The organism is Desulfosporosinus fructosivorans, assembly GCF_004766045.1.
GTDB lineage: Bacteria > Bacillota > Desulfitobacteriia > Desulfitobacteriales > Desulfitobacteriaceae > Desulfosporosinus > Desulfosporosinus fructosivorans.
The window spans coordinates 385,820-407,297 of the sequence record NZ_SPQQ01000001.1; the positions used below are offsets into that span (position 1 = coordinate 385,820).

The following is a 21,478-nucleotide window of genomic DNA, read 5'->3' on the forward strand; positions in this document are numbered from 1 at the left end:
GTGCAGTTTGATTTTTTGTTGGGGTTAGTGGTTTGGATAGGTGAGAAAAATTTGGAGAATAAGGAAGGGAAACATGGGAGAAGCAATTTTAAAGATTAATAATCTAAATTCCTACTATGGGAAATCACATGTTCTTCAAGAGGTGTCTCTCACTGTTAATTCCCTGGAGAGAGTTGCCGTACTCGGGAGAAATGGGATGGGAAAATCGACTCTGTTGAAGTCAATCCTTCGCCTACAGGATATTAAAGTAGAAGGGGATGTGCTCTTCAAGGGAGAAACGCTTAATCAAGCAAAAACCTATGAAATTGCCAAAAAGGGAATTGCCTATGTACCTCAAGGGTGGCTCTTATTCCCATCCCTTTCGGTTGAAGAACATCTTCTGGTAGCTTACCGCCCTGGTAAAAGTAAAGCTAAGGAATGGAATCCCGAACGGATCTTCGAACTATTTCCCGAGATTGCAGCTCGGAGAAAGGTTAGTGGCACCAAACTTAGTGGCGGGGAACAACAGATTTTGGCTATTGGCAGGGCCTTGGTGAGTAATCCTGAAATCCTTTTGATGGATGAACCTTCAGAAGGGATCTCTACGATGGTGATTGACCGAGTTATTGACCTGTGTCATCAACTCACTGAGCAAGGAATTTCAATCCTCATCGTGGAACAAAATTTAGAGCTTGCTCTCAGAGTGGCGCAGAGAGTATACGTATTAGTTAACGGGCGAATTGTTTATGAGGGGACAGCCGAGGATTTCCGGGCGGATAAAGAAAGCCAGCATCAATTTCTGGGAGTATAATATTATATATTGTTTAACCTGTCTTTTTTCGACATTAATTGACCACTCCTTATTTTATTAATTAGCTATAATAAAATATTACAGCTAATAATGTTAGCGATAATGGCAAACTTAGTGAAAACTAAGGACGCAAAGCTATGGGTCTTCTAGGTAAAGCTGATGACTGCCAAGCAACCAATATAATACAACACAGTCAAATAATAAGAAGGTATCTCCCGCTTCTCATTGGGAGATACCTTCTTATTATTTCTTTTCAATAGGTAAGGAATAGGGCTTCTCAATTAACTAGTTGCCCTATAGCGTGCCTCATTCCTTGTTCTGGTACATGCGATGATTACATCAACTACGATTGTATCTAAGGGATGTCGCTCTTGTAGTCGTTGAACGGAGAAAATATGAAGAATATCATATATCAATAGGGTAAATAATAACGAGGCATGTTTAATAATAATGGAGGCTTAGTTATGAGCGACTTACAACAACAACATCAATGTAACACAGAGCAAGTTCTTTTTGGAGCCGTCCAACACAATTTGTCTGATATTTTACCTTCAGCGTCTGAAGTTGGTCATCTTTGGACTAGTTACTTAGCGGAATGTATGTCTGTGTGTTTTCTCAAGTATTATGTAGCCAAATCTAAGGACCCTGATATTCACGCTGTTTTACAACGCGCACTTGATGTCTCAAGCCAACGGATAAACACTATGGAGGACATCTTTAATTCGATTCATCATCCTATTCCTGAAGCTTACGGTGAAAATGATGTCGATGTCAATGCTAAGCAGTTGTTTTCCGAGTCTTTTACACTTCAATATACTAGGCTTATGCACAAGTTTATCCTAATAAATTATAGTAAATCTCTAAGTACATCGTCTCGTTCTGATGTTCGTCGTTATTTTTCTGAATGCCTAAATACGTCTCAAGAGGTGCATCAAAAAGCAACGGAGGTATTATTAGCAAAAGGGTTATTAGAAAAATGTCCGAGTATTATGATTCCTGACAGGGTCGATTTTGTACATAACACGGATTATCTTGGCTCTATATTGGGTCTGGGAAATCAAAGACCTCTTAATGCAATTGAAATCAGTCATATCGTCACATTGATGGAGACTAAGCAGTTATTGAAAACCTTGAATTTGGGTTATGCTCAAGTTGTTAAGTCTGAGAAGGTCAAGCGTTTTATCTCGCAAGCAAAACAAACCGCTGATAAGCAACTAAAGAAACTTAGTTCTTATTTAGAGGATGAAGATTTACCTCAACCAATATTAACAGCCAATTTGGTGACCGACTCAACTGAATCTCCGCATAGTGATAAATTAATCATGTGTCACGTAACCGTTGTTATAGCCACTATTATTGCTGAATACGGACTTTCGTTGTCAAATAATGCCAGAAAGGACTTGGCAGCTACCTTCGCTAATCTTGTGATGGAGGTTCTTTCTTTAGCAAAAGACGGAGCAGAATTAATGATTGAAAGCGGATGGCTAGAGAAAGTCCCCCAAACAGCTAACCGTAAAGAATTAATTAACTAGTCAATATTATATTCTAGAAATAAAAGGCGGTTATTAGAAATGGACACTCTAATGCGTGGTAGTATTGCGGGACTTATTGCAACTATAGTCTATGGAGTTATCAACTGGATACTTTTCATGTTAGGGGTCTTACCATCAACTCTTACACATTATGCAGCAGTATTTATTACCCCCCCTGGAACTGCAATTTCAACTCTCCCTTTATTCTTAGGAGTAGTAAGTAACATAATGGCGGGCTCATTTGCTGGAGTTATACTTACTTACTTACTCAAATGGACGGGATATGATTACGCGTTCATAAAAGGGATTGGTATATCATTGGTTTTCTGGCCAGTACATACTACCTTCTTCCCTACATTGATTGGCCCAAGGCTCTATGAAACACTTTCACCAATCATGGTATTGTCCACTTTAGTTTTATCGATTCTATGGGGGATTGTAACTGTCTTGGTATTACAATCCCCTATATGTAATAAGACCCATGATTGAACTCGATTATTTTACTAAGATGGTCCTTGCAGGAATGATGGCTGTGGTTATTGAAACGGCTATTGATTATTTACAATACAAATTCCATACAATCGAAAATACAGTTATCACTTACGCAGCATCTATACTACTACCTGATGACGAACCATTGGATAAGCTTAGTGCTCAGGCAGTGGGTCTTATGGGGCATTTTATTATGGGGGCGGGCGCAGGCATAATCATTGGTCTCGTTTTATTATTTACTGGAGCCAGCAATGCATATCTAAAAGGTATGGGTGTTGGTGCTTTTTACTGGCTAATAATGCATAGAGGGTTAACTTCTAAGTTTTGGGTAAAGCCTTCTGCAAATATTTCTTCAGGACCAGCAGCTATTGAAATTTTGAAACATATATTAATAGGCTTATTAACTGTAAGATTTAGCTTTTGGCTTAGCTGATTTCAAATTATTTTACTGCTGAAGTTTTTACCTATGCGCAGTAATAGACTCCAAATATATGTCAAAAAAAGATGTGAAACGGACCCCTAGTTTCGTGACAATGCTTGCTCTGTTGAACCGTATTATTCAGATTAGTGGTCCAACTAGCAATAGAGTGGCTCAAGACAGTGCGTACTTGGCTCTGCAACACCGAAATATTCAGACGCAACTTAAACGTTATCCTGACAATACCAAAGAATCCCTTAAGGCCAGGCAACCTCAGGCTTTCTAGGGATTCTTAAATCGTAAAACTCTGAACCTCTTAGTAACTATGACGTATATAATATGATTAGAAATGTCTAACACAAACTATTCCTTTTTATGGAATTAATATTTACGTTGTTGTATAATGACCTATAGGGTGGTTATGTTTAGTTTTTAATAGAATGGTTGTGCTGGTGAGTGCGTGAAACTACTGTAGATTTTTTTTGCTAATATGATATTAAATAGTTAGAGCGGCTGACGTTAAAATGGCTGGGAGCAAGAAGAGTAAACCTAAACAAACAGCAACGGACGATGGATTTCTAATGTCACCAAAAGTCGACTTCGTATTCAAGCTAATCTTTGGAGACGAAAAAAATAAAGATCTTCTAATTGCCTTCCTCAGTGCAGTACTAGGTGTTCCAGCGGAAGACTTTGAGGGAATAGAAATCATCAATAATGAGCTTCTAAGGGAATTTGCAGAGGATAAAAAAGGAATTCTAGATGTGAGGGCAAAAACTAAACAAGGAAAACAAATCGATATTGAAATACAAATCTTACCTACAGAGTTTATGCCTGAAAGAACCCTGTTCTACTGGTCTAAGATGTATAGCAGTCAAGTAAAGCCGGGAGATACCTATTCTAAGCTAAAGAAATGTATCACCATCAACATCGTTGATTTCAAATGTACCCCACTTCAAAAGGTGTACTCCAGCTATCATTTGATAGAGGCTGAAAGCGGATACAGGTTGACGGACATCTTAGAGGTCCATTTTCTGGAGATCGTAAAGCTAGCAGATTTGGCGATTCCAAGAGATGAGAATGATCGAATCGTTGAATGGATGGAATTCCTAGATGCAAAGTCAAAAGGAGTGATTGAGATGTTAGCAGAAAAGAATAAAGACATTAAAAAAGCTTATGATTTGTTGCAGATCATCAGTAAGGATGAAAAGGCAAGAATGCTGTATGATGCCAGAGAAGCCGAGCTCCGTGACCAGCTAACGAGGATAGAGACAGCGGAGAATAAAGGGAAGGCCGAAGGGAAGGCCGAAGGCAAGGCAGAAGGTAAGTTAGAGGCAGCCCGAAACGCGGTAAAAAAAGGATTGTCATTAGAAGACATTGCTGAGATAACCGATCTGCCCCTAGAAACTGTGCAGAAGCTCAAAGCAGAACTATCAAACTAAAGGCGAGTACTCGGCGGAACGGCTCACCAAGGATCCCTTAAGGCCAACAATATCAGGTCTTCTAGGGATTCTTCAATGTAACATAATGCAGTTATGTGAATAAATGCTCTGCGAGAGTAGCCGAGACGCTCAGGTTGATTGAGCCAGCTAAAACTAAACCACCTTCACCCATGGTGAACCAGTCGATTACGAACAGGCTTAATTATATATTGCTTGCATCGAGAACCCTGATTTTGAGTTCAAATCATATACCCTAATAAAATACTTGTTCTTTTCAAAAGTATCCGTTAACTCTCCATCAATCAAATACTTAGTTGGTTGGTTATCCGTAATGATACCGCAAAATACTCCGTAATTTCTCTCGAAACCAGTCAACTCTTTCGGCAATATCCCGCTGGAGCTTTGCATGAAACCAAAATATTTGTATTTACCGTTTTGCAGACGTTTGAATGTCGCGAGTCCAGTCACTTGGGGAAAATTGGGGGCTGGTTGGTATGACAAAAGCAGTAAATGCAAGTCTTCAACATCTTTTTCTAACTCAATAGTAAAGTTCATTGGTTTACCTTCAAACCAGTGTTGTTCAATAGAGTTTGTCAGTTCATTGTACGATAAATCTTTGCTCTTAGCGTAAGTGGAATACCCGTAATACCCAATGAGCAGTGCGATACCAATTAATATTAATGACAATTTCGTCTTATTCTTTACCATTGGATATCCCCCTTTATGAAAGGTTGTTATTAATTGCCCATTTTTACACATTTGTGTTTCAAGTTTATCACAAACTTAGAAGTTTCTAACTGGTTAATTTTTTCCATTTTACACTCAGGGAGTTTCTACTAACGAAAGCCCCCCTTTTGTTGATTGCATTAAGGGAGGGTGGATTTTTCGAGTCCAGGAACCTTTGTTTAATATAGAGATAGAAGGACGCTTTAAGTGCCAATATCTCGGTGGTTCGTTCAGCCTATAGGTGGCTCTCGCAGAATATATTATTTTGTTTGTCTTTTTTCGACATTTATTGCTCACTTGTTATGTTATTATTAGCTATAATTAAATATGATAGTTTATAATGTTAGCGATAATAGCAAACTTAGTGAAAACTAAGGACCGCAAAGCTATGGGTCTTCCAGGTAAAGCTGATGACAGCCAAGCTACCGAACAACTGCCACGTTATCGCTTTGCCTTTTAAAGGTTGAGCGATTTTTTTGTTTCTATTGTAAAAGAAATAAGGAGATGAAGATTAATGTTGAAGTTTGCACTTCTTTATTTACTTGTTCTGGCAATAATTTTAGTATTTAATTATGGTGCTCACGCTGAAGATAGAATGGAAAATGAATTACAAGAAAAGGAACAAAATTCTGCAAAGCCTATGAAACCTCTTGGTCTTGTTGACGGAGGCGTTACCCATGGCGTGGTGTAACACAGGAATAAGTAGATAGGAAACATGAAAGCGGATACAGGTTGACGGACATCTTAGAGGTCCATTTTCTGGAGATCGTAAAGCCAGCAAATTTGGCGATTCCAAGAGATGAGAATGATCGAATCGTTGAATGGATGGAATTCCTAGATGCAAAGTCAAAAGGAGTGATTGAGATGTTAGCAGAAAAGAATAAAGACATTAAAAAAGCTTATGATTTGTTGCAGATCATCAGTAAGGATGAAAAGGCAAGAATGCTGTATGATGCCAGAGAAGCCGAGCTTCGTGACCAGCTAACGAGGATAGAGACTGCGGAGAATAAAGGGAAGGCAGAAGGTAAGTTAGAGGCAGCCCGAAATGCATTAAAAAAAGGATTGTCATTAGAAGACATTGCTGAGATAACCGATCTGCCCTTAGAAACTGTGCAGAAGCTCAAAGCAGAACTATCAAACTAAAGGCGAGTACTCGGCGGAACGGCTCACCAAGGATCCCTTAAAGCCAACAATATCAGGCCTTCTAAGGGCTCTTCAATGTAACATAATGCAGTTATGTGAATAAATACTCTGAGAGTAGCCGAGACGCTCAGGTTGATTGAGGCAGCTAAAACTAAACCACCTTCACTCATGGTGAACCAGTCGATTACGAACAGGCTTAATTATATTGCTTGCATCGAGAACCCTGATTTTGAGTCTAACGAAAGCCCCCCTTTTGTTGATTGCATTAAGGGAGGGTGGCTCTCCCAGAATATATTATTTAGTTTGTCTTCTTTCGACATTAATTGCACACTTCTTATGTTATTATTAGCTATAATATAATATGATAGTTTATAATGTTAGCGATAATGGCAAACTTAGTGAAAACTAAGGACGCAAAGCTATGGGTCTTCCAGGTAAAGCTGATGACTGCCAAGCTACCGAACAACTACCGCGATTATCGCTTTGCCTTTTAAAGGTTGAGCGATTTTTTTGTTTTCTATTGTAAAAGAAATTAAGGAGATGAAGATTTATGTTGAAATTTGTACTTCTTTATTTACTTGTTTTGGCAATAATATTAGCTTTTAATTATGGCGCTCACGCTAAAGAAAGACTGATCAATGAACTACGAAACAAGGAAGACAATTCTTTAAAGCCTGAGAAACCGCTTGGTCTCGTTGACGAATGCTCCTATCCCAGAAGTGTTACACATGGCATGGTGTAACAAGGTAATAAGTGGATAAACAAATAGTATAACTTTAATTTCATAATGTTAGCGATAATGGCAAACTTAGTGAAAACTAAGGACGCAAAGCTATGGGTCTTCCAGGTAAAGCTGATGATTGCCAAGCCACCGAACAAACAAACGTTTCGCATGTCGCTATGCCTATTTTTAGGCTTAGCGACTTTTTTTAGTGGTTTACCATGACCATTATCGCTACGCCTTTTTTAGGCTTAGCGATTTTTTTTATTGTCTGTGAAAAAATTCGGGTGAATTATGGATCAGGATCAAACTTTTAAGGAGATGAGTATATATAAATGTTAAAACAGAGAGCGATAAAGTTTGTCCTCGTATTACTCTTGTCTATGACATGTTTGGCATCCAATCCGTTTAACGCATTGGCTAATGGTGAAACAGCTACGGATTTAACACAGCTTGAGCAGGCAATTAAAGAGGATATGATTAACAGAGAGTCAAATTTTACCATTAATTATGTCGGGGACACTACTAAGATGCTGGGAAGCCTTGGGATTGTTACGAAACAAGCTGAAGAAAGTGATGGTTACTTGCACCTGTCCTGGACAACTATCAGGTATCAAGTCTCTGGAGAAGCAGGCAAAGCGAGTATCAATTTTACTGTGGAATATTTGACTACAATGGATCAAGAAAATTTCGTTACATCACAAGTAAAAGAAATTGTGCCTACTATTATAACGGCCACTATGACGGATTTTGAAAAAGAGAAGGCCATTCATGACTGGATTCTCAAAAATGTAGCTTATGATTATAAAGTGCAACAAAGAACAGCGTACTCAGCTTTGACAAGCGGGAAAACCGTGTGTTCAGGGTATGCTATGTTAGCCGAGAAAATGTTAACAGAGGCAGGAATAAAAACTATAATAGTTTCGGGTTCTATTCCGGGAGGGTTACATGCTTGGAATATGGTGCAAATTGATGGTAACTGGTATCAGTTTGATGCTACGAATAATGATGTACGTGGAAACACAACTAAGTACTATAATAAGACAGATGCTTATATGACTAAGAACGGTTTTGTTTGGGATAAGACAAAACTCCCTCAAGCACTGACCGTGTATCAGCCGGAAACAGCTAAGAGCAGTAAAAGCAATCAGGAATCAAGCCAATTGTTAATGAAGCGAGAATAAGACCCGTCCTGACTTTTTAGTAGATATCTATACTTGAGTAAGAAGAGAGAAGTTGCATTCTATGATGCTGCTTCTCTCTTTTTAGTTTTGCTTCTATATATATGATCCCTAACTGCAGAAGGGACAGTGCGAAAATTCCTAACTGTAAAAGTTGTTTGCGTGAATATCTAATGTTAAACTAGAGTAAATTTAGGTAGAAAAATAGGAGGCGTTCCTGATGAAAAAATGGTTAATTCCAGTGGGTATAATTGTCTTGCTGGGTGTCATGCTAGTTTCTGGTTATAATAACCTAGTAAAAATGTCCGAAGGTGTCAATGGAAGCTGGAGTCAAGTTCAAAACCAGTTACAGCGCAGAGCAGATTTAATTCCGAATTTGGTGGAGACCGTGAAGGGATATGCCTCACAAGAAAAAGAAATCTTTACTGAGGTTGCTGAGGCAAGGTCCAAATTAGCGGGTGCTACAAGCGTGGGCGCTGCAGCTCAGGCTGATCAGGCAGTCACCGGTGCTCTAGGAAGATTATTAGCCATCTCTGAAAATTATCCACAGCTTAAATCCGATGCAAACTTTCGTGCTTTGCAAGATGAGCTGGCTGGTACGGAAAACCGTATTGCTGTGGCTCGTATGGACTACAATAATACTGTTCAAAGCTATAATGCCAAAATCAAGACGATTCCTTCATCTCTCTATGCCGGGCTCCTGGGCTTTGGGCAACGAGACTACTTTAAACCGACTGCTAATGTAGAGAATGTTCCCGAGGTTAAATTTTAGACGTAAAGAAAGATTTGTCGAAGGGAATGAAGCCTCATGAAAAGGATACCCCTTCTCGCTGTGTTAGTTTTGCTAATACTCTCCATTGCTTCCCCTTTAAGAGCAGCAACCCTTCCTATTCCTGAGCGGAGCAACGTGAATTATTTCCTTGTAGATCAGGCCAATGTTCTTGATCCAGCTACGGAACAATTAATCACTCGTACATCGGCTGAGCTGATGCAAAAAACGAAAGCTGAGATCGTGGTTGTCACTCTAAGTAGTCTAAAGGGAGTATCCCTTGAGGAACAGGCTTTAGCTATCCTACGGGAATGGGAAACTGATAAAAAGGTAAAGGGAATTGGGGATAAAAATTTGAACAATGGGTTGCTCCTTCTTGTGTCCACAACGGATCGGGTCTCGCGGATTGAGGTCGGGTATGGGCTGGAAGGAGCCTTGCCGGATGCCAAGACGGGTCAGATTCAGGATGAGTATATGATTCCTTCTTTTAAAAAGAATGATTATAACCAAGGTATCTTGAATGGATACAGTGCTTTAGCCTTGGAAGTGGCTAAGGAGTATCAAGTAACCCTAGATCCCAATTCAGCACTCGTGATGCCTGTGCCTGATGCATCGTCATCCGGAGTGGAGACACCTATGCCAACCTGGGTTAAAGTTATTTCCTTTCTCTTTATCATCCTGTTGTTCTATGTCGATCGGCGTCTCTTTAACGGCTTCTTCTTTGGCCTTATTTTGGGAATGTTGCTCCGGGGCAGAGGAGGAGGCGGTGGCGGTGGTGGTCGTGGTGGATTCGGCGGCGGTGGTGGTTCAGGTGGAGGCGGAGGTAGCTCCAGAGGGTGGTAACCATTGGGTTCCTTGGATGGAATCTAATGCATTGATTTGTCAGAATCAATTGAAGGAAAATTTATATCATGGTATAATATACCATGTGTGAAAAGACTAAATCCAAATCCTTCATGCTAGAGCGGGATATTACCTCCAGGAAAACTTGAGTGTTCCAGCGCAGGCATACGTATCTTGTTAATCTTTAATATTTATTTATTTGTTTGGAGAAATTATGAAAAAATATCTAAAAATCACAGGAATTATAGTCATATTTATGGCACTGGTTGTTTTTTGGGGATACAATAAATTTTTTACTCCAGACCCGGAAATTGAACAACAACTTAATAACCAATTTGGGGCGGGTTTTTTTACTTCGTTTGATGAAGTCTCGGCCTCTAATAATTCAGGAACTGTAAATGATACAAAATCAGTTGATTTGGAAAATAAGCTTGATACCTCAATGCTTGAATCTATGGTGGAAAAGGCAAAAGACCCAGAGGCAGGCAAAAACGCGACCGCTTCAACTTCTGTGAACGAAGGTGCTGTTGCGAAACAGATTCAAGACGAAATTAATAGTAAGTATAAGCGTCAGTTTGATTATTTACAGAATGTTGCCTTGAGCCGTTTAGATACACTGTATTCGGCAGCAGTTCAGGAGTATAGGCAGGGTAACAAAGCTGGCACCTTGAAGCGTTCAGAGTTGGTCCAAAAATATATTCAAGCAGGAACTATGCTCGAGGCTAATGTGGACAGTCAATTTTACGGTGCCTTAAATATGATGCAGGCCGAACTGATTGAGAATAATCTGCCCACGGATATTATTGGTACGAAGAAGAGTGAATATGGAAATGCTAAGTCCAGTATGCGCTCACAGCTCTTGGGTAAAGCGGGCCTTTGAGCGACACTATTTGCTCATTTGGTCGGGATGAAGCGCACCCTAGCAGCCAGTGAGATAGAGGGCAGAAGCAGTATTAAAAGATTATCGAGGGGGGATTGATGACGTGGATCATGAAACTCGAGAGATGTTCAGTAATATTATTGGTTTACTTGAAATTATGAAGAAAGACATTAAAGTCATAAAACAAGATATTCACACTATAAATTCTCGTCAAGAAGCGCCGGATCTTTTGAATAGAGGAATAGAAGTAAGTCGTCAACCGAGCAAGGCCTTAGAAGGGAAAAAATCCACTTGCCCTATGCTTAGTGACCAGTTGAAAACGAGCAGGTTGAGATAGTATCTTGCGAAATCACTGATAAATTATACCGTGTTATTAAGATCGCAGGGCGAAGAAGGCAATTGCGAGCAGTCCGATGATCGATGAAATAGCAAGGATCAGGAGTTCTTGACGAGTTGGCAGACTAAAGGTTGGGGTCTTGAGTCGCTTCCAAGGCATATTTATCACTCCTTACAATATATGGTTATAATATTCTGCGTTACTAGCACAATTCCTTCTTCTAGACCGTGGATAACAGAAGAAATTTAACCATGTGCGACAAGGACTTTCCCCTCTAAGCTATCTTGCTCACGCCAAGGAGTAGGCAGGCGGGAGAGAATTGCAATGCTTTTTATTCCCAATGGGTATTTGAAGTTCGATTCTTAGCGAATATGCTTGACAAATAATATGCTCAGATGCTAAAATGTTTAAATGTGGTGACTTCTCACCGCAACCGCTCGAATCAGGTATTAACAGGTTTTTAAGTCTTTAAAAATCGACCTGCAATGGCGAGTCTAGGGCATGGGAGGTGTAATAAAATGTACGCAGTGATTGAAACCGGTGGTAAACAGTTCCGCGTTCAAGAAGGCGACGTATTTTACGTTGAAAAATTGGAGGCTAACGTAGGAGATTCCGTAACAATTGATAAGGTTCTCCTCGTGGAAAAAGACGGTGTGGTTAATATAGGAACCCCAGTTGTAGCTGGTGCTACAGCAGTGCTAAAAGTTGTGGAGCACGGTAAAGGGGAGAAGATAATTGTCTTCAAATTCAAGGCCAAGAAGAACTATCGACGCAAACAAGGACATCGACAACCCTACACAAAAGTTCTTGTCGAAGCACTCCAAGCGTAAGAGTCAAGATGGCATTCGTTTCATAATATGGGCGGATGATCAAGGGCGAATACGTAAATTTGAGTTGTCCGGACATGCTGGATATGCAGATTCTGGTCAAGACATAGTCTGTGCGGGGATTTCCGCATTGAGTATTGCGGCTTCCAATGGCTTAGAACATTTCTTGTCGGTAGCCCCTATTTTGCAGGAGGCAGATGGACATCTCACCTGTGAACTTGTTGGAATACCGGAGCTAGAATTGGAAAAGGCTCAGTGGATTTTGCAAACTATGACTCTAGGCATTGAACAGATACATGCGACTTATGGTCAAGACTATATATTTATAGATCGAAGGAGGTGGACTCCATGCTAAAAATGAATCTTCAACTCTTCGCCCATAAAAAAGGGGTTGGTAGCTCACGGAATGGTCGGGACAGTAATTCTCAACGTCTTGGCGTAAAACGTGGCGATGGCCAATTCGTAAACGCAGGTACGATTATCGTACGACAACGCGGAACGAAGTTTCATCCCGCTAAAAACTGTGGTTTGGGTAAAGATGATACCTTATATGCTCTGATCTCCGGTTATGTTAAGTTTGAGCATAAAGACCGGAAGCGCAAACAAGTTAGTATCTATCCTGATCGCCCAGCAACACCATTGGCAGTAGCCCAATAAGCTGTATTTATTCACCCCTGGGTTTTCCCAGGGGTTTTTATATATCTACATATCATAACTTCTTTTTCTGTAGGGGAAATTTATGAATCCGTACCTTAAACGAGCGCGATTTTGAGAGGAAAATGATGATGATGTCAGAAGTTGAACACGTTCTTCTGTCCGAACTCTTACAGTGGTATACTCTCCAGCGGCATGATTATCTGAATCACTGGCAAGTGATTATGGGTAACTTACAACTCCAGCAACCGGAGAAAGCCCTGGCTTATATGAAGGAAACGGTCGCAATCCAGGAGCAAGAACAAAAGATAGCGCATATTCAAGAACCAGCCCTAGCGGCTATTCTCTTAGGTTTACTGATTGGTCTTCGGCAGAATGGAATTAAGGCGACTCTCGACTTTCCTGAGGGGATGAAAAAGAAAGACTTTTGGCGAGATCATTGGCAAGAAGAATATGTCGCAGGGTTATACGGGTACACTAGAGAATGTTTGGACGTGTCTTCACAGTCACAATTGTTATCTAACGTCACTGCTGAAGTGTATTTGTTCGAGGAGCTGGGTGGATTGACTTGTCAGGTTATCTTAGAGGACGAGGAAACCGTTCTTTTTGATAAAATGCTTAAGTTAGAGATGTCGCCTAAGTGAACTCGCCTACGCTCAAGCTGAAACGAGATAAAGTTCAGCATTAGTTTAACGAGAGATCTAACAGTTAAGGAGAATCAACTATGTTTAAGTTTTATGATCAGGCCAAGATCTATGTTAAAGGCGGCGATGGCGGCGCAGGAGCGGTCGCCTTTCGACGGGAGAAATATGTTCCTGAAGGCGGTCCGAGCGGTGGAGATGGCGGACGTGGGGGCAATATTATTTTCATGGGAGATGAGGGCTTAAGAACCCTTGTCGATTTCCGCTATCAACGGCATTATAAAGGGAATCGCGGGGACCATGGGCAAGCAAAAAATTGCAGTGGTCGAAGCGGGGAAGATATTGTTCTGCGCATTCCGGTCGGAACGATCGTCTTCGATGATGGGACTGGAGAAACTATCGCGGATATAACCGAGCATGGACAACGGATCATAGTGGCTGCCGGAGGACGGGGTGGGCGCGGGAATGCTCGCTTTATGAGTAATACCAATAAAGCTCCAACCTTGGCTGAGAACGGTGAACCTGGCGTAGAAAACTGGCTCCGTCTGGAGTTAAAGCTCTTGGCAGATGTCGGATTGGTTGGTTTCCCGAATGTGGGAAAATCAACGATTATTTCGCAAGTCTCCGCTGCCAAGCCGAAGATTGCTGATTATCATTTCACTACCTTGATTCCGAATTTAGGCGTGGTTGAGCTTGAGGATGGACAGAGTTTTGTCATGGCCGATATTCCAGGGCTCATCGAGGGTGCTCATTCGGGGGCGGGCTTAGGGCATGAATTTTTGCGTCATACCGAGCGTACGCGTTTGATTTTGCACGTTTTAGATATCTCGGGATCGGAAGAGCGGGATCCTCTTGAGGATTTAAGAATTATTCAGGATGAACTGCGTCTGTATAGTCCAGAGTTGGCGTTGAGACCCGTGATTATTGTGGCCAACAAAATGGATATTCCAGGTGCTGAGGAACAGTTGCAGCGCTTGAAGGAAGCGGTAGAAGACGGTTGCGAGATTTTCCCTGTGTCGGCAGCGACTGGGGAAGGGTTAAAAGCCTTGGTGTATCGAATTGCGCAACTCTTGCCGGATACCCCAGTTCCCGAGCTTGTTAATCTTCCAGTGGATCATCTGGTGACGAAAGCTCAGTCGGATAAACGTTTTGAAATCTTTAAAGAAGAAGATCTCTTTATGGTTGTTGGCAAAGAAATTGAAAAACATGTGAAGATGACCTTCTTCGAGCGGGAAGCGAGTGTTTACCGTTTCCAGAATATCCTCAAAGCTATGGGGATCGATGAAGCTCTCCGGGCGGAAGGAATCAAAGAAGGGGATAAAGTCGAGATCGCTGGCGTGAGGTTTGATTGGGTTTAGAAGTAAAGGTTTAGGGGGAATAGTTTAGTGTTAACAGGTAAGCAAAAAGGTTATTTGCGATCCATGGGAAATGAAATGGATCCGATTATACAAGTGGGTAAGGGTGGAATTACGGAAGCCTTGGTCACCCAAACTGAGGAAACTTTGGAAGCTCGTGAACTCATCAAGTGCCGAGTCTTACAAAATTGTCCAGATGAGCCGAAAAGCGTAGCTGAGGAACTGGCTGAACAAGTTCAGGCTGACCTTGTGCAAGTTATTGGCCGGAATTTCTTATTGTATCGAGCGTCAAGAAACAAGCCCATTATTGTTTTGCCGAAGTAAGTAGGTATGTAAGTAGGTAACTCTACCGCCGTCCCCAATAGATTCATGGCTTGACCATGTATTTGTTGGGGACTTTATTTTGATTTAGATTTGATGGAAAAAATATTGTTAAGAAATTCAAAACACGGCTTAATAACTTACAAATTATGTTATAATTATGTCTCAAGGGGGGTGTTCAAATGGATCCGAAAGTTATGGAGCTTCTCGCGAACATATATCAAACACAAACTGAAATGCGTATTGAATTAAAAGAGTTTAGAAGTGAATTAAAAGAACTTAGAAGTGAAATGCAAAGTGAGTCGAAAGAGCTTAGAAGCGAAATGCAAAGTGAATTAATAAAGCTTAGAAGCGAAATTCGAAATGAGTCGACAGAACTTAGAGGTGAAATGCAAAGTAAATTTGATGTACTCAGAATGGATCAAGAAACATTAGCTCAAAACGTTGCAAAGATAAAAACTGTTATTGAGCATGATATTGCGCAAAAAATTGGAGCAATCTTTGACTTCCGTGAAATGCAAAAAGATTATAATCAAACGATTGGACAAACACTGGAACGAATTGAAGCCAAGCTCGAAGTGTTGCAGTTAGAAACATCCAACTTAAGACGAATTAAATGAACCCCTCCAATGACATTAGGTATTCTAGGGATTCTTCAATACATAACCCTCATAATAGTAGTTCTATGTAGTCCCCAATGGATCCATGGCTTGACCATGAATCTGTTGGGGACTACATATTTGATTGGATAGGATTTGGTAGAGGGAATATTTGAAAGCTTTATACGGGTACACTAGAAAATGATTTTATATCTAATCGCGCCCAGGAGCGTTTGGAGGGGATAGTGGTGAAGAAGCCTCTTTGGTGGGGTATCGGGATAGTCTTTGTTTTATCATTAGCATACGGAGGATGGTGGCTTTGGGGAAGGGATCAGGGGCCGATGAAGGTTAAAGCTGTTGCAGTTGCTCCTATCACGATGCAAGAAGAAGTCTATGCGACAGGGAGTCTGGTACCAGTGTCTCGCCAGGAGGTGAGGGTCTTAAATCCTGGGCTCGTAACAAAGGTGGCAGTGAAGAGTGGGGAGTCTGTTAAAGCAGGGCAGGTCCTGATTACTCTCGATTCGACTCTGACTGATGCTCAAGTGGCCCAAGCTAAGGCGAATGTTGAAGCCGCTCAAACGGGCGTAAATTCAGCACAATCCAATTTGAATGAGCTTAAGCGAGTCCAAAGCGCGAGTGAAGCTAATCTCAGCCCTCTTTCAGCATCTCCAGGACTTAGCAGCACTAAGCAGGCCGAGGGAGTTCTGGCGCAAAGTAAGGCAGCCTTAAAGCAGGCCCAAGAAGCGTTGAAAATTGCTCAGGTACAACAGGGGCAAATGGTTTATAAAGCAAGCATTGCTGGAACAGTGATCGAAGTCAATGCCCAAGAGGGAAATCTATCTCCAGTACAACAGCCGCTTGTGTCAGTGGCCGATTTAAGCCAAATGAACGTGGAGTCGAGACTGAATGAACTGGATGCGGGGAAGGTTCAGATAGGTGGAAAAGTGACGATTTCTAGTAAGCTCTTAGGGGATACGCCTGCTCAAGGAACTGTTACCGAAATCTCACCTCAGGCAGTTGCAACAGCGAGTGTTCAGGGAAATTCCTCGGCGACGGTGGGCGTGAAGATTCATTTAGATCAAGTGCCTGCCGGACTAAAGCCGGGTTTTAGTGTGAATATCCAAATGATTGTGTCTACCAAGGAGGGCGTCTTGGCCGTTCCTCAAGAGGTTCTCTTTCAGGAAGGGAAGAAGAACTTTGTCTATCTGATCCAGGATGGAAAACTTGTCAAGACTGAAGTATTGATCGGGATAGGTACTGAGACGCATCAAGAAATATCCTCTGGTTTAAAAGCCGGGGACCTGATCGTTCTTAATCCCTCTAACGAACTTTCGCAAGGTCTGGCGGTAACAGCCGATACTGGGAGTGGTGAGACATGAGCCTCTTAGAAGGTTTGCGGGGAGCACTCTTCAGCTTGCGGACTAATAAACTCCGGACAGGGTTGACGATGCTGGGAATTATCATCGGGATTGCGGCAGTCATCGCGGTCGTCACGATCGGACTGGGCGGCAAGGCTGCTATCATGCTAGAGATGGAAAAGAACGGGATTAACCTGTTCATATTATACCCGAAATCGGCAGGGCAAACGGGTGAATCAGTCGGATCAGGTTTGACAATTCAGGATGGGGAAAGTTTGAGACGGGCCCTAACACAAGTCAAAACGTTGATTCCGACGAGTGTTGAGTACACAGCCTTAGAAGTGAATCAAAAGCGATCTTCAGCCATGATCGTGGGAACGACTCCTGAATTTGCAGACTTACGTCGCCGGGAGATTGCCAATGGGCGGTATTTCTCGGAAGAAGAATTTTCGGCAGATCGGCGTGTGGTGGTGATCGATCAGACCTTAACTGAGGATTTCTTCGGGGCCGGAAATCCTTTAGGTCAGCAGGTGATCATTCAAAATGTACCTTGCCGAGTAATTGGAGTTTTGGCCAAGGATGAGTCTGCCTTTGCCCAATTCGATATGGGTCCAAAGAATGCCTTTGCCTATATCCCCTGGGGAAGTTGGTCAGATATTTTCCAGTCGACGCGTGTCGATCAATTAGAAGGCGCGACTTACCGAGAAGCAGATTTAAAAGGTACGATCGCTAGCGCTCAACGTTTATTGAACGTGCGTCACGGAACAATGGATCAGTATGAGGTTTATAATGTGCAGCAATTGGTGCAATCAGCGAATCAGATCACACGCATTCTAACAAGTTTTATCGGTTTGGTGGCGGGTATTTCCCTTTTAGTAGGGGGGATTGGAATTATGAATATTATGTTAGTTTCGGTGACGGAGCGAACGCGAGAAATTGGGTTGCGCAAAGCTGTGGGGGCCAAAGAACGCGACATTTTGGCACAGTTTTTATTAGAAGCGATTGTGTTATCCCTAATCGGTGGAATTTTGGGCATTGCTTTGGGGATAGGAAGTGCGCAGCTGGTGGCGTATCTTTTGCACTGGCCTCCACTTTTGTCGGGTTGGGCGATTTTCTCTGCGGTTACTTTTTCGATCGGAGTGGGATTGTTTTTCGGCTTTTATCCTGCACTGAAGGCGGCGAAGTTGGAGCCGATGGCGGCGTTGCGGTATGAATAAGTTGGGGTCAGCGACACACTTCCTAGGGAGGGTCCGCGTCACATCTCCTCGCCATGCGGTCGTCGTGCCAAACTAGGGCTTTAATCCTTTCTTTGGGGAGGGCAGGGTTCCCGGCAAATCGGCCATCCTTGGCCGTTGCCGGCGGGAAACATCCTTGTTTCCCGCCCTGCTGATGAAAGTGGATTAAAGCCGAGTTTGGCTACGACGACCGCAAAGGCGTCGGAGCGTGTGAGCGCGGACCCTCTGGGCTGAGGTAGACGGAGAGGAACGGGGGGACGCCTGTTTCCAGCGTTGCTGGAAAAGCGGGGGACGGAGAGGCGGAACTGCGGGGCATGGGGACGTTTCGGGGACGGCCTGTTTCCAGCGCTGCTGGAAAGGCGGAGGACGGAGAGACGACACTGCGTGGCATGGGGACGCGTGGCATGGGGACGTTTCGTTTGCCATGCGCAAAAAGGAATAAGCTTAAGTAGTGTATGCATTGGCGGTTGGAATGAAAGTCGGGGGCGATTCGTTGCTTGCATTAAGTTTATGAAGTAGGGTGGCTCAGACCTGTGTCGTTTTTCAATACTATGGTATAATATGGGTGCGTTGGTTTAGAACTCGGACAAGATTGTTAGGGGAAGGTGCAGAATGGCTTTCGATTTAGACGATAGGCTAATTCAAGGCATCCAGAAAATTGGTCAAAAATATGCTGTAGAACGGATAGTTCTATTCGGGTCACGGGCTAGAGGTGATCATAAGCCAGTAAGTGATATTGATTTAGCTGTTTTTCTATTACCAGAGTTTGAGAGCAAGGGGCGTATGGCTAGTGAATTTGACGACCTTAATACGCTTTTGAGAATAGATGTTGTTTATATCAATGGGCATACTGACCCTGATTTATTGGAAAATATTGAGAGGGAAGGGGTGTTTCTATATGAGCGAGCCATACACAAAAGTCAATAATTTTACCAATGCTCTTGGCAGGCTAAAAGATGGCATTGCTAAATACGATGAGTCTGATGATCTGCTCAGAGATGGGGTAATACAGCGATTCGAGTTTACTTTCGAGCTTGCTTGGAAAACGTTAAAGGCTGTCTTTGAAGATGAGGGTTTGACAGGGCTGAATTCTCCGAAGACGGTATTGCGTGAAGCGTTTTCGGCAGAGCTTATAAAAGATGACGAATTGTGGCTTGCCATGCTCAACGACAGAAATTCAACGGCACATATCTACAGTGAACAATTGGCGATTGAGATATGTCGTAATATAGAAGAGAAATATGTCATTGCCCTTGTGCATTTGCTGGAGCGAATCAAAACAAGGCTTGGCGAATGATATGTTAGATTGGGTATGTGAAATGCAGAAGAGGCGTAAAGTCTTTTCTGCATTTTTTGTCATGTCTTGGTGGTGGCAAGGGGACGTTTTGGTGGCCATGTCGATACGGATAGAAGTTGAGGATGGTCTGTGACTTATATCCTCTTGTAGTGCCTATTCTACTTAGCAAGTTGAGGTCCGTAGAGTTAAAGTCAACCAAGGGATGTCTTGATTGCCATTGTGTAAAAAAGTATACTAGTACAATAGATGATTATTCAAACTACTTGGAATAGGAAGAAGATTCTTGGATAGATTCAGGTGGTATCGCTAACAAAATGTCCCCGGCACGGGATGAGACAATGTAACGCAAGTTCCATAGGAGGCTTTTGAGATGGGGTATAGGCGGTACATGCGCATGGCCAAGACAGAAATGTTGCGTAAGGAGATTCAGATTTATAAAACGATTCTTAACTCAATCCATGAGGGCATTATTATTACTGATCCATCTGGTTATGTTGTTTTCTATAACCAGGAGTTGGCTGTTCTAGAAGGTTTAAACCGGGACGATGTGATAGGAAAGCATCTTTCAGAGATTTACAGTCAAGCGCCGGATACGAGTGAGCATTTGCTGGTTTCGCGGACTTCGAAACCGATTGGGGAGACGTATCAGAAATATTTTACACGCCAGGGTCATGAGGTTCACTTGGTTGCGACTACTGTTCCGGTGTTGCAGAATGGTGAGTTATTGGCAGTTTATTCACTTTGCCGCGAGACGACCCATTTGAGAGAAGTGTTGCTGCGTACGATGCAACTGCAAGAGATTAAAGAGGATTCTGTAGAAGTGGGAAAAAAGCAGGGAGTACAATATCCAAGGGCTTACTTTACGTTTTCCGATATTATTAGTAAGAGTAAGGCTATGGAAACGGTCATCAATGGGGCAAAACGTGCCATGATGGGTGCTGCGAACATTTTAATTTATGGAGAAACGGGTACTGGTAAAGAACTTCTTGTCCAGAGTATACATAACGGCGGTCCTCGTAGGAGTCATCCTTTTGTGGCGATTAATTGTTCTGCGATTCCAGAAAATCTCTTGGAAACTATGTTGTTTGGGGCAGTGAAGGGAGCGTATACAGGGGCGATTCCAACTGCGGGACTGTTTGAATATGCCGATGAAGGGACCTTGTATCTGGACGAAATCAATTCTATGAGTATTGGGCTTCAAGCTAAACTCTTGAGGGCCCTCCAAGAACGGAATTATCGCAAGGTGGGGAGTGTTGCGGAAATTCCTCTGCATTGTCGGATTATCAGTTCAATAAACATCGATCCTGTCACCTGTTTGGAAAAGAAGTGTTTGCGGGAGGATTTATTTTATCGTTTATCGGTGATTTCGCTTACTCTTCCTCCGTTACGGGAGCGAAAAGAGGATATTCCGTTATTAACCGACTATTTCATCAAGAAACACTCTCCTAAGAACTCATTGGAGAAATTAGAATTGGCACAAGAGTTGGTCCAAGGGTTTCAGGATTATCGTTGGGCAGGAAATATCCGAGAGTTGGAGAACGCTATCGAAAGCATGATCTGTATGTCGGGTGATGAGTTATGCTTGACTCGTGAACACTTGCCAAGCTACCTCAAGCAGCTGATGGAGAGAGGGTTAATGGATGTCCTAAGGGGAAAGAATCTAGCTCTGCTTAGTCCTTTCTTAATGGATACAGAAAACATTATTGTAACGGATGCGTTGAAGAAACATCGCGGTAATCTAAGCCATGCCGCGAAAGAACTGGGTATTCTTCGGCAAAGTCTGCAATATCGAATTAAGAAATTCGGCATTGAGGTGGAACAATTTCGTCGGTAAAGTTTTTGGATAATAGTTTGTTACCCAGAAGGTGAAAAAGTGAATTATAACATAGTTGAAGTGCATAATATTTTGCAGCAAAAATT

The 21,478-nt window shown here is 42.3% G+C and carries 28 protein-coding genes, 4 riboswitches and 1 other annotated feature; of the genes, 26 read left to right on the top strand and 2 right to left on the bottom strand.

From position 1 onward, the window contains the following. Positions 1-73: 73 nt before the first annotated feature. From E4K67_RS01805 to E4K67_RS01830, 5 genes are all read left to right on the top strand, one after another. Positions 74-790, top strand: a complete 717-nt coding sequence (locus tag E4K67_RS01805; protein ID WP_135544692.1) for an ABC transporter ATP-binding protein — start codon at positions 74-76, stop codon at positions 788-790. Between the two features lie 94 nt (positions 791-884). Beyond that, a riboswitch (cyclic di-GMP riboswitch) is annotated at positions 885-969 on the top strand. Positions 970-1,254: 285 nt separating this feature from the next. Then, on the top strand, positions 1,255-2,322 hold the full coding sequence (locus tag E4K67_RS01810; protein WP_135544693.1) for a DUF3231 family protein: 1,068 nt from the start codon (positions 1,255-1,257) through the stop codon (positions 2,320-2,322). Positions 2,323-2,361: 39 nt separating this feature from the next. After that, positions 2,362-2,811, top strand: a complete 450-nt coding sequence (locus E4K67_RS01815; protein WP_135544694.1) for a hypothetical protein — start codon at positions 2,362-2,364, stop codon at positions 2,809-2,811. Continuing rightward, positions 2,804-3,247 (top strand): hypothetical protein, encoded by a 444-nt coding sequence (locus E4K67_RS01820; RefSeq protein WP_135544695.1) that lies wholly within the window; start codon positions 2,804-2,806, stop codon positions 3,245-3,247. The genes E4K67_RS01815 and E4K67_RS01820 overlap by 8 nt, the downstream gene beginning before the upstream one ends. A 509-nt stretch (positions 3,248-3,756) precedes the next feature. Beyond that, positions 3,757-4,671 carry an Rpn family recombination-promoting nuclease/putative transposase gene (locus E4K67_RS01830; RefSeq protein ID WP_135544697.1) on the top strand — a complete coding sequence of 305 codons (915 nt, stop codon included), beginning with the start codon at positions 3,757-3,759 and terminating at the stop codon, positions 4,669-4,671. Between the two features lie 198 nt (positions 4,672-4,869). Here the strand turns inward: E4K67_RS01830 and E4K67_RS01835 are convergent, their stop codons facing one another. After that, on the bottom strand, positions 4,870-5,379 hold the full coding sequence (locus E4K67_RS01835) for a hypothetical protein (protein ID WP_135544698.1): 510 nt from the start codon (positions 5,377-5,379) through the stop codon (positions 4,870-4,872). 362 nt (positions 5,380-5,741) lie between these two features. Next, positions 5,742-5,827, top strand: a riboswitch (cyclic di-GMP riboswitch). 84 nt (positions 5,828-5,911) lie between these two features. On the opposite strand from E4K67_RS01835, the gene E4K67_RS29595 reads away from it, so the two are divergent. From E4K67_RS29595 to E4K67_RS01870, 8 genes are all read left to right on the top strand, one after another. Then, positions 5,912-6,088 (top strand): hypothetical protein, encoded by a 177-nt coding sequence (locus E4K67_RS29595; protein ID WP_158408370.1) that lies wholly within the window; start codon positions 5,912-5,914, stop codon positions 6,086-6,088. A gap of 41 nt (positions 6,089-6,129) precedes the next feature. Next, a complete protein-coding gene (locus tag E4K67_RS01840) occupies positions 6,130-6,540 on the top strand; it encodes an Rpn family recombination-promoting nuclease/putative transposase (RefSeq protein WP_243454298.1) in 411 nt (136 codons plus the stop codon). Between the two features lie 378 nt (positions 6,541-6,918). Further along, positions 6,919-7,003: riboswitch (cyclic di-GMP riboswitch) on the top strand. A gap of 87 nt (positions 7,004-7,090) precedes the next feature. After that, positions 7,091-7,282, top strand: a complete 192-nt coding sequence (locus E4K67_RS01845) for a hypothetical protein (protein ID WP_135544699.1) — start codon at positions 7,091-7,093, stop codon at positions 7,280-7,282. Positions 7,283-7,331: 49 nt separating this feature from the next. Continuing rightward, positions 7,332-7,416: riboswitch (cyclic di-GMP riboswitch) on the top strand. A 180-nt stretch (positions 7,417-7,596) separates the two neighbouring features. Further along, positions 7,597-8,445, top strand: a complete 849-nt coding sequence (locus E4K67_RS01850) for a transglutaminase domain-containing protein (protein ID WP_135544700.1) — start codon at positions 7,597-7,599, stop codon at positions 8,443-8,445. 217 nt (positions 8,446-8,662) lie between these two features. Beyond that, on the top strand, positions 8,663-9,214 hold the full coding sequence (locus E4K67_RS01855; protein WP_135544701.1) for a LemA family protein: 552 nt from the start codon (positions 8,663-8,665) through the stop codon (positions 9,212-9,214). A 36-nt stretch (positions 9,215-9,250) separates the two neighbouring features. Continuing rightward, entirely contained in the window at positions 9,251-10,054 is an 804-nt protein-coding gene (locus E4K67_RS01860) for a TPM domain-containing protein (protein ID WP_135544702.1), read from the top strand. 214 nt (positions 10,055-10,268) lie between these two features. Further along, positions 10,269-10,934, top strand: a complete 666-nt coding sequence (locus E4K67_RS01865) for a hypothetical protein (RefSeq protein ID WP_243454299.1) — start codon at positions 10,269-10,271, stop codon at positions 10,932-10,934. A 103-nt stretch (positions 10,935-11,037) separates the two neighbouring features. Then, on the top strand, positions 11,038-11,271 hold the full coding sequence (locus E4K67_RS01870; RefSeq protein ID WP_135544704.1) for a hypothetical protein: 234 nt from the start codon (positions 11,038-11,040) through the stop codon (positions 11,269-11,271). 36 nt (positions 11,272-11,307) lie between these two features. Here the strand turns inward: E4K67_RS01870 and E4K67_RS31005 are convergent, their stop codons facing one another. Next, a complete protein-coding gene (locus tag E4K67_RS31005; RefSeq protein ID WP_274594822.1) occupies positions 11,308-11,430 on the bottom strand; it encodes a hypothetical protein in 123 nt (40 codons plus the stop codon). A 262-nt stretch (positions 11,431-11,692) separates the two neighbouring features. Then, positions 11,693-11,777, top strand: a sequence feature (ribosomal protein L21 leader region). 12 nt (positions 11,778-11,789) lie between these two features. Between E4K67_RS31005 and rplU the strand changes: the two genes are divergently transcribed. The 13 genes from rplU (at position 11,790) to E4K67_RS01930 (ending at position 21,392) form a co-directional block, all read left to right on the top strand. Continuing rightward, positions 11,790-12,101 (top strand): 50S ribosomal protein L21, encoded by a 312-nt coding sequence (gene rplU, locus E4K67_RS01875; protein WP_135544705.1) that lies wholly within the window; start codon positions 11,790-11,792, stop codon positions 12,099-12,101. Next, complete coding sequence (locus E4K67_RS01880) at positions 12,079-12,453, top strand: ribosomal-processing cysteine protease Prp (RefSeq protein WP_420841512.1); 375 nt, start codon at positions 12,079-12,081, stop codon at positions 12,451-12,453. The genes rplU and E4K67_RS01880 overlap by 23 nt, the downstream gene beginning before the upstream one ends. Beyond that, positions 12,447-12,755, top strand: coding sequence for a 50S ribosomal protein L27 (gene rpmA / locus E4K67_RS01885; protein ID WP_135544706.1), 309 nt, complete (start codon positions 12,447-12,449; stop codon positions 12,753-12,755). The genes E4K67_RS01880 and rpmA overlap by 7 nt, the downstream gene beginning before the upstream one ends. 125 nt (positions 12,756-12,880) lie before the next feature. Continuing rightward, complete coding sequence (locus tag E4K67_RS01890; protein WP_243454300.1) at positions 12,881-13,396, top strand: Spo0B domain-containing protein; 516 nt, start codon at positions 12,881-12,883, stop codon at positions 13,394-13,396. Positions 13,397-13,476: 80 nt separating this feature from the next. Then, positions 13,477-14,751: a GTPase ObgE gene (gene obgE, locus E4K67_RS01895; RefSeq protein WP_135544707.1), complete on the top strand. Its 1,275-nt coding sequence runs from the start codon at positions 13,477-13,479 to the stop codon at positions 14,749-14,751. 27 nt (positions 14,752-14,778) lie between these two features. Continuing rightward, complete coding sequence (gene yhbY, locus E4K67_RS01900) at positions 14,779-15,072, top strand: ribosome assembly RNA-binding protein YhbY (RefSeq protein ID WP_135544708.1); 294 nt, start codon at positions 14,779-14,781, stop codon at positions 15,070-15,072. Positions 15,073-15,251: 179 nt separating this feature from the next. Further along, complete coding sequence (locus E4K67_RS01905; RefSeq protein ID WP_135544709.1) at positions 15,252-15,689, top strand: hypothetical protein; 438 nt, start codon at positions 15,252-15,254, stop codon at positions 15,687-15,689. Positions 15,690-15,916: 227 nt separating this feature from the next. After that, positions 15,917-17,047: an efflux RND transporter periplasmic adaptor subunit gene (locus tag E4K67_RS01910; protein WP_135544710.1), complete on the top strand. Its 1,131-nt coding sequence runs from the start codon at positions 15,917-15,919 to the stop codon at positions 17,045-17,047. Continuing rightward, entirely contained in the window at positions 17,044-18,243 is a 1,200-nt protein-coding gene (locus E4K67_RS01915) for an ABC transporter permease (protein ID WP_135544711.1), read from the top strand. The genes E4K67_RS01910 and E4K67_RS01915 overlap by 4 nt, the downstream gene beginning before the upstream one ends. A 332-nt stretch (positions 18,244-18,575) precedes the next feature. After that, positions 18,576-18,713 (top strand): hypothetical protein, encoded by a 138-nt coding sequence (locus E4K67_RS29600; protein ID WP_158408371.1) that lies wholly within the window; start codon positions 18,576-18,578, stop codon positions 18,711-18,713. 160 nt (positions 18,714-18,873) lie between these two features. Further along, positions 18,874-19,188, top strand: coding sequence for a nucleotidyltransferase domain-containing protein (locus E4K67_RS01920; protein ID WP_135544712.1), 315 nt, complete (start codon positions 18,874-18,876; stop codon positions 19,186-19,188). Then, complete coding sequence (locus E4K67_RS01925) at positions 19,160-19,558, top strand: nucleotidyltransferase substrate binding protein (protein WP_135544713.1); 399 nt, start codon at positions 19,160-19,162, stop codon at positions 19,556-19,558. The genes E4K67_RS01920 and E4K67_RS01925 overlap by 29 nt, the downstream gene beginning before the upstream one ends. Positions 19,559-19,928: 370 nt before the next feature. Continuing rightward, positions 19,929-21,392: a sigma-54 interaction domain-containing protein gene (locus tag E4K67_RS01930; RefSeq protein ID WP_135544714.1), complete on the top strand. Its 1,464-nt coding sequence runs from the start codon at positions 19,929-19,931 to the stop codon at positions 21,390-21,392. Positions 21,393-21,478 lie beyond the last annotated feature (86 nt).

Excerpts from the sequence above, each read along its gene's own strand:
- E4K67_RS01865 (WP_243454299.1), top strand. The coding sequence starts at position 10,269 with ATGAAAAAATATCTAAAAATCACAGGAATTATAGTCATATTTATGGCA.
- E4K67_RS01850 (WP_135544700.1), top strand. The coding sequence starts at position 7,597 with ATGTTAAAACAGAGAGCGATAAAGTTTGTCCTCGTATTACTCTTGTCT.
- obgE (WP_135544707.1), top strand. The coding sequence starts at position 13,477 with ATGTTTAAGTTTTATGATCAGGCCAAGATCTATGTTAAAGGCGGCGAT.
- E4K67_RS01925 (WP_135544713.1), top strand. The coding sequence starts at position 19,160 with ATGAGCGAGCCATACACAAAAGTCAATAATTTTACCAATGCTCTTGGC.
- E4K67_RS29595 (WP_158408370.1), top strand. The coding sequence starts at position 5,912 with ATGTTGAAGTTTGCACTTCTTTATTTACTTGTTCTGGCAATAATTTTA.
- E4K67_RS31005 (WP_274594822.1), bottom strand. The coding sequence starts at position 11,430 with ATGCCTTGGAAGCGACTCAAGACCCCAACCTTTAGTCTGCCAACTCGT.
- rplU (WP_135544705.1), top strand. The coding sequence starts at position 11,790 with ATGTACGCAGTGATTGAAACCGGTGGTAAACAGTTCCGCGTTCAAGAA.
- E4K67_RS01820 (WP_135544695.1), top strand. The coding sequence starts at position 2,804 with ATGATTGAACTCGATTATTTTACTAAGATGGTCCTTGCAGGAATGATG.
- E4K67_RS01805 (WP_135544692.1), top strand. The coding sequence starts at position 74 with ATGGGAGAAGCAATTTTAAAGATTAATAATCTAAATTCCTACTATGGG.
- E4K67_RS01890 (WP_243454300.1), top strand. The coding sequence starts at position 12,881 with ATGATGATGTCAGAAGTTGAACACGTTCTTCTGTCCGAACTCTTACAG.
- E4K67_RS01930 (WP_135544714.1), top strand. The coding sequence starts at position 19,929 with ATGGGGTATAGGCGGTACATGCGCATGGCCAAGACAGAAATGTTGCGT.
- E4K67_RS01860 (WP_135544702.1), top strand. The coding sequence starts at position 9,251 with ATGAAAAGGATACCCCTTCTCGCTGTGTTAGTTTTGCTAATACTCTCC.
- E4K67_RS01920 (WP_135544712.1), top strand. The coding sequence starts at position 18,874 with ATGGCTTTCGATTTAGACGATAGGCTAATTCAAGGCATCCAGAAAATT.
- E4K67_RS01835 (WP_135544698.1), bottom strand. The coding sequence starts at position 5,379 with ATGGTAAAGAATAAGACGAAATTGTCATTAATATTAATTGGTATCGCA.
- E4K67_RS29600 (WP_158408371.1), top strand. The coding sequence starts at position 18,576 with ATGGGGACGTTTCGGGGACGGCCTGTTTCCAGCGCTGCTGGAAAGGCG.
- E4K67_RS01915 (WP_135544711.1), top strand. The coding sequence starts at position 17,044 with ATGAGCCTCTTAGAAGGTTTGCGGGGAGCACTCTTCAGCTTGCGGACT.
- rpmA (WP_135544706.1), top strand. The coding sequence starts at position 12,447 with ATGCTAAAAATGAATCTTCAACTCTTCGCCCATAAAAAAGGGGTTGGT.
- E4K67_RS01830 (WP_135544697.1), top strand. The coding sequence starts at position 3,757 with ATGGCTGGGAGCAAGAAGAGTAAACCTAAACAAACAGCAACGGACGAT.
- E4K67_RS01810 (WP_135544693.1), top strand. The coding sequence starts at position 1,255 with ATGAGCGACTTACAACAACAACATCAATGTAACACAGAGCAAGTTCTT.
- E4K67_RS01905 (WP_135544709.1), top strand. The coding sequence starts at position 15,252 with ATGGATCCGAAAGTTATGGAGCTTCTCGCGAACATATATCAAACACAA.
- E4K67_RS01815 (WP_135544694.1), top strand. The coding sequence starts at position 2,362 with ATGGACACTCTAATGCGTGGTAGTATTGCGGGACTTATTGCAACTATA.
- E4K67_RS01855 (WP_135544701.1), top strand. The coding sequence starts at position 8,663 with ATGAAAAAATGGTTAATTCCAGTGGGTATAATTGTCTTGCTGGGTGTC.
- E4K67_RS01845 (WP_135544699.1), top strand. The coding sequence starts at position 7,091 with ATGTTGAAATTTGTACTTCTTTATTTACTTGTTTTGGCAATAATATTA.